The following is a 14,200-nucleotide window of genomic DNA, read 5'->3' on the forward strand; positions in this document are numbered from 1 at the left end:
GCTGATGTGACGGTCCAGGAACAACAACTCTCTTTTGGCGTGCCCTCGGCAACGCCCAGGGCGGTGGATGTCTATGACTTCCGCCGGCCCACCACTCTCGCCCGCGAGCATTCGCGCGTCCTCGAGCTCGCCTTCGAGACGTTCGCGCGCCAGTGGGCCACGCAGCTGACGGCGAAGGTCCGCGTGATCTCGCAGGTCACCAGCGAGCAGGTCCTCATGCAGACGTACAACGAGTACGCCGCGTCCCTGCCCCCCACGACGGCGATGGTCCTCTGCGCCATCCCCGACCACCCGAGCAAGGCCGTCATCCAGTTCCCTGCCTCTGCGGGACTGTTCTGGGTGGACTCGATGCTCGGCGGCCACGGGACCGTCCCCTCGGGGGAGCGGAAGTTCACGCAGATCGAACAGGCGCTCATCCGCCGTCTCATGGACGACGCCCTCGAGGGGCTCCACTACTCGCTCGGCTCCGTCCTGACGTACCAGCTCGGGATCGACTCCATCCAGTACAACTCGCAGTTCGCCCAGGCCGCGTCGACCACCGAGCTGATGATCGTCGGCACCTTCGAGATCCGCGTGGGTGAGCGGTCCTGCCCCGCGACGGTCGCCATCCCCGCGCAGCTCGGCGACGCGAACCCCACGGCCACGGGCGACGACGCGCGCGAGTTGATCGAGCAGCAGGTGGCCCATGTACCCGTTGACGTCGCCGTGCAGCTGACAGCGCTGCCGGTGCTGCCAGGGCGCATCCTCGACCTCGCCGTCGGGGACGTCCTGAAGCTGCCGCACCCGCAGCACCGGCCCTTCGAGCTCGCCATCAACGGACAGCGGCTCGGCGAGGCGGCCCTGGGCCAGAACGGCTCCCGCCTCGCCTGCGTAGTAGTGACCACCGAGGAGAACCCCGCACCATGAACACCACCACCGCCGAACACCAGGCTGCAGCGTCCCTCGCGGCCCGGCTCCCGCTTCCCGGCCCCCTGACGGCCGAGCCCTGCAACGCCGCAGAAGTGCCCTCGGGCGGCGCATCAGCCGCCATCGTCGCATCCTTCGTGGGGGCGTCCTCCGCGGACCTCGCCGTGGTGCTCGTCGACGGGCAGCCGCTCGCCGCCGCCGCCGGCACGTCCTCACCGCTCGTCTCCCCGGCGGACGTCCTCGTCCCCGCGCTGGACGCCGCGTCGGCCGCGCTGGGCGACGGCGTCCTCGGCGTACCCGCGGTGCAGGACGCCCTGCCCCTCTTTCGCGACGCCGAGACGTCGGTGTTTCGCCTGACCGGGCCCACCGGCGTCGTCGGCTGGTTCGCCCTCCGCCTCCGCGGCGCCCGTCCCGGGGCGGCACCACGCCGGTCCGCCGCCTCCGCGGGAGCCGCGAACCTCGGCCGCATCAGCAACGTCGAGATGGCGATGACCGTGGAGATCGGGCGCACCCGCATGTCCGTCCGCGATGTGCTCGACCTCGAGCCCGGTGCCGTCATCGAACTCGACCGCTCGGCCGGCGCACCCGCCGACGTGCTGCTCAACGGCCGCCTGGTCGCGCACGGCGAGGTCGTTGTCGTCGACCAGGACTACGCGGTCCGCATCACGCAGATCCTCGACGTCTCCGACGGCGCCGTCTAGTGGACGTCGTGGTCCTCGCGCTGAGGGTGCTGCTGTCCCTCGGCGTGGTGCTCGCGCTGCTCTTCGTCCTGCACCGCAAGGTGTCGAAGCTCAACGGGAACCGCGCCGGCGCCGGGCTCGTGTCCGTCGTGGCCCGGCAGGGCATCGGCGCCAAGGCGTCGGTCGTCGTGCTCGACGCCGAGGGCACCCGCTTCTACCTCGGCGTCACGGAGCAGTCGGTATCCGTGCTCCACTCCTCGGCAGCGCCCCGCGCACTGCAGGCGGTTCCCGTGACCGGTGACAGCGATCCGGCGGCCCACCCGAACCCGGCCACGGCCACCCTGGGTGCGGGGTCGACGGCGGATCCCGCCGATGCGCGTTTCGCGGCGTCCCTGCGACTCGCTGCGGCGTCCGCCCCGCTGGGCACCCCCGCGGCACCGGTACCGGTACCCTCCGTCCCCGTCCCGTCGGGCGCCCCCACGACCCGCCGGGCCGCGCGTGCAGCGCAGACCGCGGAGGTCCCGCAGGCGGCACGGCCCGCGCCCCCCGCGTCGGGTGTCCCACCCCTGCAGGGGTCCATCCTGTCGCCGACCACCTGGAAGCAGACCGCTGCGTTCCTCCGCCAGGGACGGGCGGGGTGACGACGGCCGTCCTGCCGTCACGGTGCCTGGCCGGTACCCTCGTGCCCGCCCGCACCGTCCGGGCGGCTGCTCCTGCACGTCCGCTCGTCGCGCGGGCGCTCGCCGTCACGGCCGCGATCCTGCTCGCAGTGGTCGTGATCCTCCTCGGCGCCTCCGCCGGTCATGCCGGTGAGCTGGACCCCGCCATCCCCGAGCCCGTCCAGCCGACCACCCCGGTGGACCCCACGGCCCCCGACGCGCCGGGGAGCGACGACGGCCTGTCGGTCGAGATCAACGGCGTCAACGGTCAACCGAGCACCGCCGTCCTGACCCTCGTCGGCATCACCCTGCTGTCCGTGGCGCCGGCCCTACTGCTGATGATGACGTCCTTCACCAAGATCTTCGTGGTGCTCGCGATGACCCGCAACGCCCTCTCGCTGCCGTCCATCCCGCCGAACCAGGTGCTGGCCGGCCTGGCCCTGTTCCTGTCGCTGTTCATCATGGCGCCGGTGCTGACCGAGATCAACACCCTCGCCGTGCAGCCCTACCTCGACGGTGCGACGACGTTCACCGAGGCCCTGCAGGACGGCGCGGCCCCGCTGCAGACCTTCATGCTCGCCCACACGCGGGAGGAGGACCTGGCGCTCATGACACGCGCCGCCGGGCAGCCGAACCCCCAGGACGCCGCGAGCGTGCCGCTGACCACCCTGATCCCCGCGTTCATGATCTCCGAGCTGCGGGCCGCGTTCATCATCGGCTTCGTGATCTTCGTGCCGTTCCTCGTGATCGACCTCGTGGTCTCCGCGGCGCTCATGTCCATGGGCATGATGATGCTCCCGCCCGTCATGATCTCGCTGCCGTTCAAGATCCTGCTGTTCGTCCTCGTGGACGGCTGGGGCCTGATCATCACGGCGCTCATCAACAGCTACCAGGGCGGTTGACGTGAACACCAATGCCGTCCTCGACATCGGACTCGCCGGGATCTGGGCCGCTGCCAAGCTGTCCGCACCCATCCTGCTGACCGCCCTCGTGGTGGGCTTCGCCATCTCGCTGCTGCAGTCCATCACGCAGATCCAGGAGGTCACGCTCTCCTTCGTGCCGAAGGCGACCGCCGTCTGCCTCGCCCTGCTGATCTGCGGGCACTGGATGATCGCCGAGATGATCTCGTTCACGCACGAGATGTTCGAGCGCATCCCCGGGCTCCTGAGCGGCGGCTGAGATGGAGATCGAACTGGACCAGGCCCGGATCGAGGCCACCATGCTCGCCGGGGTACGCATCGTCGCGTTCCTCGTGATCGCCCCGCCCTTCTCCTACAAGGGCATCCCGGCGCGCGTCAAGGCGATGCTCGCCATCGGCCTTGCCCTCGCGGTGTCCCCCCAGGTCACCGACGCGTACGAGACCGGCGGCACCGGGCAGTACATCGGCGCCCTGGTCCTGGAACTCGTGGTCGGGGCGGCCCTGGGCTTCCTCGTGCTGGTCGTCTTCTCCGCCATCCAGTCCGCGGGCAGCCTGATCGACCTCTTCGGCGGCTTCTCCCTGGCCCAGGGCTTCGACCCGCAGTCCATGGTCAACGGCGCCCAGTTCACGCGCCTGTTCCAGCTCACCGCGCTCACGCTGCTCTTCGCCTCCGACGGCTACCAGCTCATCATCGGCGGTCTCATCCGTACCTTCAGCGCCCTGCCCCTCGGCGGCGGGCTGGATCTCGCGGAACCCGCCGAAGCGCTGACCAACGCCGTCACCGGGCTCTTCCTCGCCGCCGTACAGATCGCCGGCCCCCTGATCGTGGTGCTGTTCCTGGCCGACGTAGGGCTCGGGCTCCTCACGCGCGTGGCGCCCGCCCTGAACGCCTTCGCACTCGGCTTCCCGCTGAAGATCTTCATCACGCTCAGCCTCGGCAGCGTGGTGTTCATCGCACTGCCGCGCGTGGTGTCCACCCTTGCCGACAAGGCTGCCGGCCTGCTGATGGGGGTGGGCTGACATGGCGGACGATTCCGGCGAGAAGACCGAACAAGCCACCGACAAACGGATGAAGGACGTCCGGTCCAAGGGCCAGCTGTCCAAGTCCGAGGACTTCACGGCCTGGATCGGAGTGGGAGCGGCGGCGCTCATGCTGCCGTCCGTCATCTCACGCGCGGCCGACGCCGCCACCGAGCAGCTCGCCCGCGTGGCAGACACCATCGCGAGCCCGGACCCCGACACGGCCCTGGACGCGCTCGCCGACGGCGGCACCTCCCTCGGGGTCATCCTGGGGCCCTTCCTGGGCATCCTGCTCGTGGCGGTGCTCGGCACCGCCGCCGTGCAGGGCGGCATCCACCCCAAGAAGTTCAAGGGCAAGTTCGAGCAGTTCAACGTGGTGAACGGGCTCAAGCGGATCCTCGGCGGGCAGGCGCTGTGGCAGGGAGCCAAGGCGCTCCTGAAGACGGCCGTGGTCGCCCTCGTGCTCATCGTCGTCGTGCGGAATCTCATGCCCCTGCTGATGGCGGCCGGCGGTCTCTCGGTCGCCTCGCTCCTGAACACCGCCGGCGACGGCACGGCCGCCCTGCTGCAGGCCGCTGTCGTCGCGGGGCTCGCCCTCGCGGCAGTGGACGTCCTCGTGGTCATGCGTCGCAACCGGAAGAAGACACGCATGACCAAGAAGGAGGTCAAGGACGAGAACAAGAGCTCGGAAGGCGACCCCCTGATCAAGGCGCAGCGGCGCTCCCGCCAGCTCGCGATGAGCCGGAACCGCATGATCGCGGCCGTCAGCGGCTCCGACGTCGTCCTCGTCAACCCCACGCACGTCGCGGTGGCCCTGAAGTACGAGCCGGGCCGCTCCGCTCCCCGCGTGGTGGCCAAGGGCGCCGGCGTCATCGCCGCCCGGATCCGCGAGGAGGCGGAGAAGAAGCACGTCCCGATGGTCTCCGACATCCCGCTGGCCCGGGCGCTGCACGCAGCGTGCGAGCTCGGCGAGGAGATCCCGTTCGAGAACTACGACCAGGTGGCCCGCATCCTGGCGTTCGTCATGTCCCTCAGGACCCGGGGGGCGGCCCGCGGCCTGCACACCCTCCCGGTCCGACCCGCAGCAGCCGGAGGCTTCTAGACCATGCGCTCATCCCTTCCGAAATTCATGGTCCCCATCGGTGTGGTGGGTATCCTCCTGCTGCTCGTGGTGCCCGTGCCCCCGGTGCTGCTGGACACCCTGATCATCGTCAACATCCTGCTCGCACTCGTGATCCTGCTGAACACCATGTTCATCCGGAAGCCGCTGGACTTCTCGGTGTTCCCCTCCCTGCTGCTGGTCGCCACGCTGTTCCGCCTGGGCCTCAACGTGGCCTCCACGCGCCTCGTGCTCGGCCAGGGCTTCGCCGGGGAGGTCATCGCGGCGTTCGGGCAGGTGACGGTGGGCGGCTCGATCATCATCGGCGCCGTGGTGTTCCTGATCCTCGTGGTCATCCAGTTCGTGGTGGTCACCAAGGGTGCCGAGCGCGTCGCCGAGGTGGGTGCCCGCTTCACCCTCGACGCCATGCCCGGCAAGCAGATGGCGATCGACGCCGACCTCAATGCCGGCCTGATCACCGACACCCAGGCCCGCGAGCGCCGCGCCGAGGTCTCGGCCGAGGCGGACTTCTACGGGGCGATGGATGGCGCGTCCAAGTTCGTGAAGGGTGATGCGATCGCCGGCATCATCATCATCATCATCAACCTCGTGGGCGGCATCGCCATCGGCATGACCCAGGGCGGTCTCGCGGTCGGGGATGCGCTCAACACCTACGGTCTGCTGACCATCGGCGACGGCCTGGTCAGCCAGATCCCGGCCCTGCTGATGGCGGTGTCCACGGGCATGATCGTCACGCGCTCCAACGCGGAGTCGGACATGGGCTCGACGGCGGCCACGCAGCTCGGCCAGTCGCAGAACGCCCTGCGGATCGCGGGAGCCGCGGCGATCGTCATGGCCCTCATCCCCGGCATGCCGAAGCTGCCGTTCATCGTGGTGGGCGCCGGCCTGATCGTGGCCGCCCAGCGGCTCAAGCGCACAGAGGACGACGCCGCGGCCGCGGCCGCCGCGATCGAGGCGGAGGCCGCCCTCGCGCCCGCCGCCGACAGCACCGACAACCTGCTGGAGGAGATGCGGGTCCACGCCCTCGAGGTACTGCTCGCACCGGATCTCGTGGACGTGGTCACCGGCGCTCCCGACGACCTCCTCGGCCGGGTCCGCGCACTGCGACGGAAGATCGCCCTCGAACTCGGCGTCGTCGTGCCACCCGTGCGCACCCGGGACAGCATCGATCTCCCGGCCGCCACCTACGTCATCAAGATCGCCGGTGTCGAGGCGGGCCGGGGCGAGGCCCCGCGGGGGAAGGTCCTCGCCCTCGGCGACGACCTGGCGCACCTGCCGGGTGCCGCCGTCGTCGAACCCGTGTTCGGGCTCGCGGGGAAATGGGTGCCGTCGGAACTGCGCTACAACGCGGAGCTGGCCGGGGCCACGGTGATCGACCGCGTCTCGGTCCTCGTCACGCACCTGTCCGCGATCATCACCGCGAACGCCGCACGCCTCCTCACACGGGAGGACGTCCGCGTCCTCACCGACGGCGTCCGGCAGGTCAACCCCTCCGCCGTCGAGAGCTGGTCCCGGGGCTGCTGTCCCTCGCCGAGGTGCAGCGCGTGCTCCAGGGCTTGCTGACGGAGCAGGTGCCGATCAACGACCTCGCCCGCATCTTCGAGGCCCTGACCCTTAAGGCGAAATCCTCGACCGATCCTGAGGGGCTGGTGGAGGCCGCCCGCCTGGGGCTCGGTCCCGCCGTCGCCCAGCAGTACCTCGACGGCACGCTGCTGCGCGTCATCATGATCGACCCGCTGCTCGAACAGTCCATGCTCGAAGGCCTGCGGCCGTCGGACCAGGGGACGCAGATCCTCCTCGACCCCGCCCGGACGGAAGCCGTGCTCGGCTCGGTACGCTCCACGGTGGCCGACATCGAGTCGGCGGGGCATACAGCCGTGCTGGTGTGCGCACCCGCGCTGCGGCCGGCCCTCCGTCGACTCGTCGGGCCGCAGGCGGCGAACCTGCCGGTCCTGTCCTACCAGGAAGTCACGAGTGCCAATGTCGCCATCGAGACCATAGGAGTAGTGCGTGGCTCCGCAGCTGTTTCATCTTGAAGGACCATCGCTCGAGGACCTGAAGTCCAGGGCATCGATCCTGTACGGGCCCCGGGCGCTCATCGTCTCGGCGGAGGTCGTCACCGTGGGCGGCATCCGCGGCGTCCTCGCCCGGAAGCACTACGAGATCGTCGTGGAGGTGCCGGAACGCGCCGACGAACCTGCCTCCGGCGGTCGTCCGCGGGGACGGCGGAGCACCGGCTCGCAGCCCGTGGGCCTCGATGCCCTGCTCCAGCAGGCCGAGCTGGACGAGGTGCGCCTCGCGGGCGGCGACGGTGCACCGCGCCCTGCCCGGCGCCGGGCCTCGGCCGGCCCGGTGGACAGGCCGCAGCACGAAGGTGTGACCGCCGCGCCCGAGCTGTCCACCGACTCGGGTCTGTTCGCTGCGCTCATGGACAATCTGACCTTCGCGACGGGATCCGTCGGTTCCAGCGGAGACTTGGGTCCCGTCCCGGGTACTGGCCTGCCCCGGATGGACCAGCCCGTGCCCGGGACGGTGCCGCCGACGACGGCGGTGCCCCTGCCCCTGCCCGCGGCTGTGCCTGTGCCCGCGGCTGTGTCGGGGCACGAAATTGCGCCGGCTCTCTCGGCCGTGCCGCCGCCGGCAATCGGGGCGCAGATGGCAGCTCCGACCCGGGCGGCCACACCGTCCAGACCGGCCACTGCGGCCATACTGTTCGAGACCTCGCGCGGAACCGCACCCGATGGCCCCAAGGGCGGGGAGGAGGACGCCGCGCCACCCCGGATCCCGTACCTCGCCGTGGATGCGGCCGATCCTTCGATGCTGCCCGAGCTCGCGGGGCCCGTGCTGGCGCCGTCGCAGGTAGAGGACACGGTGCCCGCCGTCCTCCGCGCGCCCGGTGACCTCGTGGTCGTGGTCGGCGCGACGGCGCCGGGCTGGGAGATCGCCCTGTCCATGGCTGCGGCGTTCGCCGGGGGAGTGCCCGCCGCAGTCGCCAGCGCGGGGCGGAGCGGATGGTTCAGCCCTGACGCCCGCCGTGTCCAGGACAGGCTCGACGCCGGTGTCGCCCGCGCCGCAGGAGTCGATGGTGGGCACGCCGTCTTCCTCGCGTTGTTCTCGGAGGACGCCGTCTCGGACAGCAGCCTGCTGCTCGCGTTGCGTCCGGACCAGATCTGGCTGGCCGTCGATGCGGGACGCAAGGAGGCCGATACGGCCGCGTGGGTCGGAAGGCTGACGCGGAGCATGGAGCGAGCGGGCCTCGCGCCGACCGGGCTCGCCGTCGTCGGCTCGTCGACCACCACGACGCCCGACACGGTGACAGCCCTGGGCCTGCCCGTCGGCTGGAGTGACGGACGCCCCGCCGAGCGCGCCCCGGGTCACCGGCCGCACCACGCCCCGCGCGGACGACGCCGCGCCGGGCATCCCGGGATAGGGTGAAACCGTGCTTGTACTCACACGGAAGGTCGGGGAGCAGATCCTGATCGGGGACGACATCGTCATCACGGTGCTCGATTCCCGCGGTGACGGAATCCGCATCGGCATCGATGCCCCGCGCGGGGTGAAGATCCAGCGCGAGGAGGTCCTGCGCGCCGTGATCGAGGCGAACGTGGCTGCTGCGGCGGCGGATACTGCCGGTGCCGATGCCCTGAAGGCCCTCCTGCAATCGGGTGCCGTCGTTGCGGTCGAGGATGCCGGGACGGCCGAACGCCCGGCGGACGAGGCCTAACAGACTCCGGACGCCGAGGCGAGCACTCCGGGCCGCCCATCTGGGCGTTGTGGCCCGCGAGCACGCCGACCTAGCCTGACACCACCTGTTCATCCCAAGCATGGAGGTGCCTCATGGCTACTGGCGAAACCGGATTCGACGACGTCTCGTTCGATCTCATCTCACTGCAGTACCACTCGCTCAAGGCCGGTCACGACTACGGCCAATACGTCCGGGACGCCCGCAACGCGGGTCGGGACGACATCGCGGAGTTCTTCGAGCAGGTCATGGCGCAGGACTCGGAGCGCGCCGAGAAATGCCACGCGTTCCTCGGTGACCTCACCGCGTCCTCCGAGTCGGGGCCGGCCATGAGCTGATCGTCCCCGACACGCCCGACCGGACCTGGTCGGGTCCGGCGGAACCTGGTCGGCAGCGATGGCGGGTGCCCCGGCGCCCGCCGTCGCTGTTTCCCGGCCCGGTCGCCGGGCAGAAGAAAGCCCCGGCGGCGAACCGTCCGGGGCTTCTTCACGTTCTGGGTGGAGCCTCCTGCCAGAGTCGAACTGGCGACCTTCTCATTACGAGTGAGACGCTCTACCGACTGAGCTAAGGAGGCAATGCTTCCCGGCTGGGGCGCACCCGGGCCGATCCACAATCCACAACTTTATAGGAGGGTTCCGCCCGGGGTCAAAATGGTGCATCCGGCACCGAATTCTTCGGCAGTTCACTCCGCCGCCGTGTCCCGTTAGTCTCGGGGTCGGTGCCGTGGGGAAGCGTGAGGTGAGCCCGTCCGCAGGAACCGGACCGGCCCGGCCGGCAAAGGGGACGCCGCATGTCGCAGGACCGCTCATTCTCGCTCGCCGTCATCGACATGGCGGGAACCACCGTCAATGAGGGCGCCCTCCAGGAACAGGCTTTCGCCCGCGCACTGGCAGCCCATGGTGTCCTGGCGGGCACGGATGCCTTCGCCGCGATGACCGCGCAGGCACGCCGGACCATGGGGACCTCCAAGGAACTCGTGTTCCGGCACCTGTTCGGTGATGCCCTGACCGCGGCGGACGCGAACCGCACGTTCGAGGCGGCGTACGACAGCCTGCTGGAACGCCATGGGGTAGAACCCATCCCGGGGGCCGAGGCCGCCATCCTCGACCTGCGTGAGCGGGGCCTGAAGATCTGCCTCGCCACCGGCTTCGGACGCCACACCCAGAACATGATCCTCGAATCGCTCGGCTGGATGGGGCTGGCGGATCTCAGTCTCTGTCCCTCCGATGCGGGACGGGGACGTCCCTACCCCGACATCATCCTCACGGCGGTCCTGGCCCTCGACATCGAGGACGTCCGGTCGGTCGTCGTCGCGGGGGACACGACGTCGGACGTGCTCGCGGGACGGCGGGCGGGCGCCGGAGCCGTCGTCGGGGTGCTGACGGGTGCGCACTCCGAGGCCGAGTTGCAGCTCGCCGGCGCGGACGTCGTCCTGCCGTCGATGTGCCACCTCCCGCAGTGGCTGGACTCCGGGTCTCCCGCGGGGAGCGGGGAGATCGGCGCGGAAGCGGCAGCGCGCCACTGACCTCGACGCACGGACCTCGACGGCCCGACGTCGTCCGCCGGGCGGATCAAACATGATTCAGGCGCGCTCCGGGCGATCCAGGCGTGCTCCCGACAATCCGGACGCGACAGCTGACACCGCCAGTTCAGCAGCGTGCGCCGTCCTCGGGGACGGTGCCATCGACGAAGAAGTCGTTTACGAGGTCCAGGACGCAGTCGTTGGAGCGGCCGTAGGCGGTGTGGCCCTCGCCCTCCCAGGTGACGTGCACGCCGGATTCGAGCTGCTCGGCGAGTGCCGTCGACCACGCGTACGGCGTGGCGGGGTCCCCGGTGGTACCGATGACGACGATCGGGGCCGCGCCGGCCGCCGTCCGTGCAGCCGGTTCCAGGACCGACGGGTACGGCCAGGGTGCGCAGGTGATACCGCCGAAGGCGAGGAACCGCCCGAAGGTGGGTGACGCCGCGACCAGCTGCTGCTCGTCGGCGAGCATCGTGGCCGGATCGCTCGTCATCGGGTAGTCGAGGCAGTTGACGGCGAGGAACGCCGCCGTCGAATTGCCGGCGTAGGTACCGTCCGGTCGCCGCTCGGCGGACAGGTCCGCGAGGTACAGCATGCTCGACGGGTCGCCGCCCAGGGCGTCGGAGACGGCCTGCGTCAGGGTGGGCCAGTTCCCGTTGTCGTACAGCGGCAGGATGAAGCCCTGCACGAACGTGGAGACGGGGACCAGCCGGCCGTCCGCCGCCCTCAGGGGCTCACGTTCCACCGAGGCGAACAGCTCCTGGATCTGCCGGACGCCGTCGTCCACGGTCCCCGTGTAGGGGCACTCCTGCCCCCGGAGGCAGTCCTCGACATAGGCGCGCACCGCGTTCTCGAACCCGCTCGCCTGGCCGAGGGTCACCTCCTCGTTGGTCAGCGACGGGTCGATCGCGCCGTCCAGCACCAGTCGTCCCACCCGCTCGGGGAAGAGGTCCGCATAGGTGGCACCCAGCTGCGTCCCGTAGGAGAAGCCGAGGTAGTTGAGCTCCGTGTCGCTCACGACAGCCCGCAGGATATCCATGTCGCGCGCCGCGGATTCGGTGTCCACGAAGCCGAGGAGCTCGCCCGTGCGCTCCGCGCAGAGGTCCGCGTACTCCCTGGCGTCGGAGCTCAGCAGGGCGAGCAGCTCCTCCTCGGGGATGCCTGTGGGCAGCGTCTCCTGGCGTGCCTCGTCCTGTTCCTCGGCGGTGTAGCACGTCACCGGGGTGGAGCGGCTGACTCCACGGGGATCGAACCCCAGGACGTCGTAGTGTTCGCGCAGGCGCTCGCTCGTCACATAGGAGAGCGAGTCCCTGACGATGCTGTACCCCGAACCACCCGGTCCTCCGGGGTTGACGAGGACGGTGCCCTGCGCTTCCCCGGTCGCCTCCGCACGGATGGCCGCGATCTCGATGTCCGCCCGGCCCGGATCGCCGTAGTCCAGCGGCACGGAGATGGTCGCGCAGCTGAACCCTTCCTCGCAGTCGCTCCAGCTGACCTCCTGCTCGTAGAAGCTGCGGAGATCCGCGTCCACCTCGCCGATGGCGCCCGGGGCGGCGGTCTCGACGACGGTTCCGCCCTGGCCGGAGCCGTCGTCGGGGCCCAGGAGGGTGCAGCCGGTCAGCCCGACGACGATCGCCGCGGTCCCGGCGACCAGCGGGAGTCTCCACGGCCGGGGCGCGGTGGTGCGCGACGGGCGGGTGCCGAGGGGAAGCCCGAGGGTCATCGGTCGAGGTCCTTCCGGGACAGGAGACTCACCGTCATGGCTTCGATGGCGAGGAGGGGGGAGACGTTGGTGCTGACGAGGCGCGTACGGACCTCGTTGATGGCCTCGAGGCGGAGTAGCGTGTCCTCGGCGTTCTCACGCCGCGCGAACTCCTCGAGCTCGGGGCGGAGCGGCTCGTTGACCAGTGCCTGGCCGCCGGAGACCTGAAGCATCAGCACGTCACGGTAGAAGGAGATGAGGTCCGTCAGGGCCCGGTCGAAATAGTCGTTCTTCGACCGCTTGGCCCGCCGGGTCTGATCCTCCTCGAGGCGCTTGATCTGTGCCCGCATGGAGGGCGGCAGGGTGCCCGTCTCCGGTGCGCCGAGCGTCGCGAGCAGGGACGCCCTCTCCTCGGCATCGCGCTGCTCGAAGGAACTCTGCGCTTCGGCCTCCGCCAGCTTCACGAGATCGGCGGCGGCCCGCATGGCCCCGGAGACCGAGCGCAGGGTCAGGGGCAGGCGGACGATCTGGTTGCGCCGTTCCCGCGCGCCCTCATCGGTGGCGAGGCGCTTCGCGACGCCCACATGGCTCTGGGCCGCCCGTGCCGCCGCCTCCGCCGTCGCAGGGTCGATCCCGTCGCGGTCCACCAGCAGGTTCGCGACGTCCTGGACCGGCGGGAGCCGGAGGCCCACGGACCGGCAGCGCGAGCGGATGGTCACGAGGACGTCCCCCGGACTGGGTGCGCACAGCAGCCAGATGGTGCGCGGAGGCGGCTCCTCGATGGCCTTGAGCAGCACATTGGTGCTGCGCTCCTGCATGCGGTCGGCGTCCTCCACGATGATGATGCGCCATCGGCCGGTCGAGGGCTTGTCCTGTGCCTTGCGCACGAGGTCCCGTGCCTCGTCGATGCTGATGGTCACCTTCTCCGTGGTGACATTGGTGAGATCCGCATGGGTCCCGGACAACACGGTGCGGCACGCCTTGCACGTCCCGCAGCCGCGCTCAGGAAGGGCGTCGCGCTCGCAGAGCAGCGCCGCCGCGAAGGCTCGGGCGGCATTGGACCGCCCGGAGCCGGGAGGGCCGGTGAAAAGCCACGCGTGGGTCGGCGCACCGGACTCCGCCGATCGGCGGAGCTGCTCGACCACCTGCTCCTGCCCCCGCAGGTCGGCCCAGACACCGGTGGCCTGCAGACCGTGCAGAGCGGTGCTCATGCCGACACCCGGGGGAGGGCGGCCCGGATGGCGGTGTGCAGGTCCTCGGGGGACCGCGACGCCGACAGGACCAGGTAGCGCTCGGGTTCCGCGCCGGCCAGCGCGAGGAACGCGGCGCGGATGTCCGCGTGGAAGCGGTCGGGTTCGGATTCGAGGCGGTCCTCGGCGGCGGCTCCCGCCGTGCGGCGGGTGCGCCCCTCCGCCGGCTCGACGTCGAGCAGGACCGTCAGGTCGGGGCGGAGGCCGTCCGCGGCCCAGAGGTTCAGGGCGAGGACGGCGCGCGCCCCCAGCCCGCGGCCCTCGCCCTGGTAGGCCACCGAGGAGTCCATGTACCGGTCGCAGATCACGACGTCGCCGCGCTGCAGGGCGGGCACGATCACCTGATGGACGTGGGCGGCGCGGGAGGCGGCGAACATGAGCGCTTCGGTCCTCGCATCGATGTCCCCGTGGCCGTGCTCCAGCACGAGTGCGCGGAGCTTCTCCCCGATGGGCGTGCCGCCCGGCTCGCGGGTCCTGACCACGGTGCGGCCTGCCGCGACGAGGGCCTGGCCGAGGAGAGCGGCCTGCGTGGACTTGCCCGCGCCGTCGCCACCCTCGAGCGCGATGAAGAGGCCGGGAAACCCGTGCGGGAGGGGAGTGGTCACGCGTCAAGCCTACCGAGTGGTGGGGACGTTCCCGCCCTCGACGGCGTGGGCGGCGGTGGGTCCGACGCTAGGCTC

14 protein-coding genes, 1 tRNA gene and 1 pseudogene are annotated in these 14,200 nt (G+C 70.8%); 12 read left to right on the top strand and 4 right to left on the bottom strand.

Annotation, left to right across the window (positions count from 1 at the left end):
- Positions 1-63 precede the first annotated feature (63 nt).
- The 11 genes and pseudogenes from FJV46_RS10015 (at position 64) to FJV46_RS10065 (ending at position 9,384) form a co-directional block, all read left to right on the top strand.
- A complete protein-coding gene (locus FJV46_RS10015) occupies positions 64-906 on the top strand; it encodes a flagellar motor switch protein FliM (protein ID WP_240046477.1) in 843 nt (280 codons plus the stop codon).
- Positions 903-1,607, top strand: a complete 705-nt coding sequence (fliN, locus tag FJV46_RS10020; RefSeq protein ID WP_087027964.1) for a flagellar motor switch protein FliN — start codon at positions 903-905, stop codon at positions 1,605-1,607. The genes FJV46_RS10015 and fliN overlap by 4 nt, the downstream gene beginning before the upstream one ends.
- Positions 1,607-2,227 carry a FliO/MopB family protein gene (locus FJV46_RS10025; protein WP_087027966.1) on the top strand — a complete coding sequence of 207 codons (621 nt, stop codon included), beginning with the start codon at positions 1,607-1,609 and terminating at the stop codon, positions 2,225-2,227. Before fliN ends, FJV46_RS10025 begins: the two co-directional genes overlap by 1 nt.
- 41 nt (positions 2,228-2,268) lie before the next feature.
- On the top strand, positions 2,269-3,147 hold the full coding sequence (gene fliP / locus FJV46_RS10030) for a flagellar type III secretion system pore protein FliP (RefSeq protein ID WP_370684669.1): 879 nt from the start codon (positions 2,269-2,271) through the stop codon (positions 3,145-3,147).
- A gap of 1 nt (position 3,148) precedes the next feature.
- Positions 3,149-3,424 (top strand): flagellar biosynthesis protein FliQ, encoded by a 276-nt coding sequence (gene fliQ, locus FJV46_RS10035; protein ID WP_087027968.1) that lies wholly within the window; start codon positions 3,149-3,151, stop codon positions 3,422-3,424.
- A gap of 1 nt (position 3,425) precedes the next feature.
- Positions 3,426-4,184 carry a flagellar biosynthetic protein FliR gene (locus FJV46_RS10040; protein WP_087027970.1) on the top strand — a complete coding sequence of 253 codons (759 nt, stop codon included), beginning with the start codon at positions 3,426-3,428 and terminating at the stop codon, positions 4,182-4,184.
- Between the two features lies 1 nt (position 4,185).
- On the top strand, positions 4,186-5,286 hold the full coding sequence (locus FJV46_RS10045; protein ID WP_087027972.1) for an EscU/YscU/HrcU family type III secretion system export apparatus switch protein: 1,101 nt from the start codon (positions 4,186-4,188) through the stop codon (positions 5,284-5,286).
- 3 nt (positions 5,287-5,289) lie between these two features.
- Positions 5,290-7,340, top strand: a pseudogene (locus tag FJV46_RS10050) (flagellar biosynthesis protein FlhA).
- Entirely contained in the window at positions 7,315-8,739 is a 1,425-nt protein-coding gene (locus FJV46_RS10055) for a hypothetical protein (RefSeq protein ID WP_087027974.1), read from the top strand. Before FJV46_RS10050 ends, FJV46_RS10055 begins: the two are co-directional and overlap by 26 nt.
- 4 nt (positions 8,740-8,743) lie before the next feature.
- Entirely contained in the window at positions 8,744-9,028 is a 285-nt protein-coding gene (gene csrA / locus FJV46_RS10060; protein ID WP_087027976.1) for a carbon storage regulator CsrA, read from the top strand.
- Positions 9,029-9,141: 113 nt separating this feature from the next.
- Positions 9,142-9,384, top strand: a complete 243-nt coding sequence (locus tag FJV46_RS10065; RefSeq protein ID WP_087027978.1) for an acyl carrier protein — start codon at positions 9,142-9,144, stop codon at positions 9,382-9,384.
- Between the two features lie 160 nt (positions 9,385-9,544).
- Here the strand turns inward: FJV46_RS10065 and FJV46_RS10070 are convergent.
- A tRNA-Thr gene (locus FJV46_RS10070) sits at positions 9,545-9,620 on the bottom strand.
- 216 nt (positions 9,621-9,836) lie between these two features.
- Between FJV46_RS10070 and FJV46_RS10075 the strand changes: the two genes are divergently transcribed.
- Complete coding sequence (locus FJV46_RS10075) at positions 9,837-10,571, top strand: HAD family hydrolase (RefSeq protein WP_087027980.1); 735 nt, start codon at positions 9,837-9,839, stop codon at positions 10,569-10,571.
- 124 nt (positions 10,572-10,695) lie between these two features.
- Here the strand turns inward: FJV46_RS10075 and FJV46_RS10080 are convergent, their stop codons facing one another.
- Genes FJV46_RS10080 through tmk form a run of 3 tightly spaced genes read right to left on the bottom strand, consistent with a single transcriptional unit; the run spans position 10,696 to position 14,125 of the window.
- Positions 10,696-12,291, bottom strand: a complete 1,596-nt coding sequence (locus FJV46_RS10080; RefSeq protein ID WP_087027982.1) for an alpha/beta hydrolase — start codon at positions 12,289-12,291, stop codon at positions 10,696-10,698.
- Positions 12,288-13,481 carry a DNA polymerase III subunit delta' gene (locus FJV46_RS10085; protein ID WP_087027984.1) on the bottom strand — a complete coding sequence of 398 codons (1,194 nt, stop codon included), beginning with the start codon at positions 13,479-13,481 and terminating at the stop codon, positions 12,288-12,290. The genes FJV46_RS10080 and FJV46_RS10085 overlap by 4 nt, the downstream gene beginning before the upstream one ends.
- Positions 13,478-14,125, bottom strand: a complete 648-nt coding sequence (tmk, locus tag FJV46_RS10090) for a dTMP kinase (RefSeq protein WP_087027985.1) — start codon at positions 14,123-14,125, stop codon at positions 13,478-13,480. The genes FJV46_RS10085 and tmk overlap by 4 nt, the downstream gene beginning before the upstream one ends.
- Positions 14,126-14,200 lie beyond the last annotated feature (75 nt).

This window comes from Arthrobacter agilis, from assembly GCF_006494655.1.
Taxonomy (GTDB): Bacteria; Actinomycetota; Actinomycetes; order Actinomycetales; family Micrococcaceae; genus Arthrobacter_D; species Arthrobacter_D agilis.